We start from the raw sequence: 3,773 nt of genomic DNA on the forward strand, positions 1-3,773 counted from the left end.
AAATCTTTACAATCATTGTCTTTGAGTAGATAGACGTAAGCACCGTTATTGTCAGGTAAAGATTCTAAAATGTCTGTATTGAGAATCTCTTGTGTGTGGGTCTGTGGTCTCTCCGCCGTGGATAAGCAGTGTATCAAGTGCGTTTTGTATAAAAAATCCTTTGAGTACAAATTGCGTCCAAATTCTAGTTTTAAATTCTTTGGTTTCAGCAAACCTTGTGTGTAGCTATATGATTGACTTATTTATAGCAACAGTTTTTTTGCAGCATTACCAATGAGATAGAGTGCTTCTTGATTGCTAAGCTGGTATAATCGTTCTGTAGCCAAATTCTAGATGAGTGTGTATTTGTCCCATTGCTTGATGGAACAGAGCAGAGATAAAAAAGGAGTAATATGCCATTTTAAATTGGATAGGAAAAGATGAGGTTTTAAGATACAATACGCCTTATCATACGCTAGAGAAAAAATATACTTTTAATGCTAAAAATAGTGATAATATGATAATTAAAGGGGATAATCTACTTGCTCTAAAGGCTCTTCTTTTGATTTCTTTGTTTAGGAGATTTTTAAGCAAGAATTACAAAAAGAATATCTTTTAAATCATCTTTTGATATGTAATCTTCGGCAATCTTAACAACTACATCTTCCATTTCAGTATAATATCGATTTGGACAATCTAAGCCATTTACTTTAGCAAAATGACAACCAAGATAAATTGCAGTTCTTTTGTTGCCATCTAAAAAAGGATGAAATTTTACACAAGAAAAAATTATATGAGCCATTTTATCAAAAAAAGTTGGATAATAATCATCATTTTGTATCTGCTCTAATGCTGAATCTAGGTATCCTATTTGAGTTTTATTGTATCCTTCTAAACCACCTATTTCACTAATTATATCATCGTGAAAATCAATAGCACATTGTAAATCAAAATAATACATTATTTATCTTTTAAACGCATAAATACGGCTCTAATTTCTGGGTCTTTTAGTTTTTCTAATCCATATTGTCTAGTTTTTTCAAACTCTTCACGAGTAATCATACGAGATGTTTCTTTGCTTTTTTTCTCAACATTTTTTTGGATATTATTTACATTATTCATTTTATCTCCATTATTAGTTTGATTATTATATATTTTTAATATTTTAAAATTACTTAATATGGAAAATTATATTATGGATATTTGAGCTATACACAGAAGTGGTTTAAAATTTATAATTTTTAATGTAATTTAAATGAATTTAAGCGGATTTAAAGTGACAAAATTATGATAATTTTAATCATTTAAATAAAATTATTCCTTGTATTTTTTAAGGAAAATTCGTGAAAAAAATCTCAAAAATCACGCTATCATTAGTTTGTGCTTCTGTTTTATTATCAGCTACAAATTCCCTAGCACAGGCCAATAAAAAAGCTTACGATGTTATAAATCTAACCAAAGCCAAACAAGAAAATCCAAATATAGATGGCTCTGGTGTGGTGGTCGGCGTCGTAGATAGCGTCTTTAATACCCAAAACCCAATAATCCAAAACAAATTGATAAATTCGATAAATAACACCATTGACCCAAATCGCTTCTCAGGTAGTGATAAGATTACTATGCTTCATGGCACTCAAGTATTATCTCTAATAGTGGGTAATAGTAGCGATCTAATGGGCGTGGCAAATGGTGCGACATTTTATGGCTTAGCATATCTAAATCCAAGCCCATTATACACAGGCGATATAAAAGCCGATATCCAAAAGATGATAAATAGCGGCGTCAAAGTGATAAATCATAGCTATGTTAGCAATGGATTTGCTCTTATAAATCGCAAATGGGATAATGGCCTAGAGGCTATAGTCCCAAATCAACAAAATAGCCAAAATGGCAGTGCTATAAGCTATGATGAATTCCAAAAGCTCACACAAAGTGATATAAGTTTGCAAAGGGCTCAAGCCTTAGCTGAACTATCTAAAGAGCAAGGGATATTAAATATCGTTGGCGTAGGAAATGATGGTTTTAGCTCACCTAGGGCGAATTCTGTTTTGCCAAGTTATGATGAGAGCTATCGTGGGCTTTTGGCTGTTGGGGGCTTGAACGCTGATAAAATCACTATCCAAAATGACAAGATAACAATCGGTGGAATCACAGAGGCCGATCGCACCGCCGCTACTAAGAAATGGAGCGACGGAAGTGGCGATAAAAGCGGAGTAATCCTAAATGAACTAATTGTCAAGCAAGGGATCTATACTTATAGCAATTTTTTTGCCGGTTCAGCCTCGCTTTATGGCATTATGGCACCGGCTCAAAACATAGTAACAGCTAATGGTAGATATGGCTATACATATTATGATACTGATAGCAAGGAGATAAAAACAGACCTAACCACCACTATCACAGATTCTGGGACTAGCTTTGCTGCGCCACTTGTGAGTGGGGTGGCAGCTTTGGTAGAGCAGAAATTTCCATTTTTAAATGGCTCACAAATCGGCGATATCTTGCTAACTACAGCTAATAAAAATGTAACAACACCAAAATTGGTAGTAACTAGAAATACCGGCACAACTGGCACGGCTGAATTTTATAGTATTTTTTATATTGATCATGAAGTGCCAACAAATAACGGCGGCGATATAAATTGGAATCAAGTAAAACAAGATTTAGCAGAAGCTGGATTTAAATCAAGTGATAATGACAATGGCGTCGCAGAATATATCGTAAAAAATCTATTAAAAAGCAACGCCGATGCGGGCGCAAATAAGACGGCGAATTCAGTAGCAGTGGTGAAACTAAGCAAAGAAGATTTCATCGGTAGTGGTATTTTAGACGCTCAAAAAGCCTTAAAAGGCTTAGCAGCGCTAAATATCAATCGCCTAAATCCTAGCGATATAGAGAGCTTTGATAATAAATATTATGGATTTTACACCATCGATACAAAGGGGCTAAATGGCATCTTCACAAACAGTATCGATGAGATAAAATGGAATGATAAATACCATCTAAAAGACGCTACAAACTCCCTTAAAAGCGATAATAGAGTAAATACGGATTTATCCACTTTACAAGCTGGATTTATAAAAACTGGCGATGGGAAATTGAAATTTAGCCAAAATACTCTAAATTATTTTGGCCCTACGATAGCTCGTGGCGGGATTTTGGAATTTGATAACGTTATTGCTGAAAATACAGCTCTCTACGCAGATAAAGGCGGTCAAATCCTAATATCAGGCCAAACTAACGCCAAACAAAATTTATATGCTATAAACGGAGGTGAAGTCCAAATCAGTGGCACGCTTTCAAGCGGAGATGTGTATGCACTAAATGGTGGTATCGTGGGTGGTAAAGGCACAATTACACAAAATTTGCGAAATGATAGCGGTGTTGTCTTTGCGGGATTTATGCCCGATACAGATTCTATAAAGGGTGGCGAAAAACTCAGTGTAGGTGGAAAATACACGCAAGGTAACAAAGGTAGACTCATCATTGGATTCAACAAAAATAGTCCAAACTCAGTAGTACACACAGATTTAAGCGCTCAAAACTATGAGATCAAAGGCGGCGTACTTGAGATTCTCCCTGTTTATGATGAAAATGGCCAGCGCATACAATCAGGCGATAAATTAAAACTCGATCTGGCATTTTTGAAAAATAATGCGAATAACGCAAATTTCTCAAATATCGAAGTTGCTGACACACGCACGCTAAGAATCACATTTGACAAAAATACACAAATAATCTCTGCTGAGCTAAAAGCCGATGTGCTAAAAACACAGAATATGAGCCAGAGTATG

3 protein-coding genes are annotated in these 3,773 nt (G+C 35.1%); 1 reads left to right on the forward strand and 2 read right to left on the reverse strand.

All coding sequences use genetic code 11. From position 1 onward, the window contains the following. Positions 1–565: 565 nt before the first annotated feature. A complete protein-coding gene (locus CCY97_RS08000; protein WP_112064943.1) occupies positions 566–940 on the reverse strand; it encodes a type II toxin-antitoxin system death-on-curing family toxin in 375 nt (124 codons plus the stop codon). Further along, positions 940–1,101, reverse strand: a complete 162-nt coding sequence (locus tag CCY97_RS08330; protein WP_181562872.1) for a hypothetical protein — start codon at positions 1,099–1,101, stop codon at positions 940–942. Before CCY97_RS08330 ends, CCY97_RS08000 begins: the two co-directional genes overlap by 1 nt. Positions 1,102–1,322: 221 nt before the next feature. On the opposite strand from CCY97_RS08330, the gene CCY97_RS08005 reads away from it, so the two are divergent. Continuing rightward, on the forward strand, positions 1,323–3,773 hold a 2,451-nt coding region (locus tag CCY97_RS08005), incomplete at its 3' end, for a S8 family serine peptidase (RefSeq protein WP_146744537.1).

It is taken from the genome of Helicobacter sp. 10-6591 (assembly GCF_003288805.1).
Lineage (GTDB): Bacteria > Campylobacterota > Campylobacteria > Campylobacterales > Helicobacteraceae > Helicobacter_F.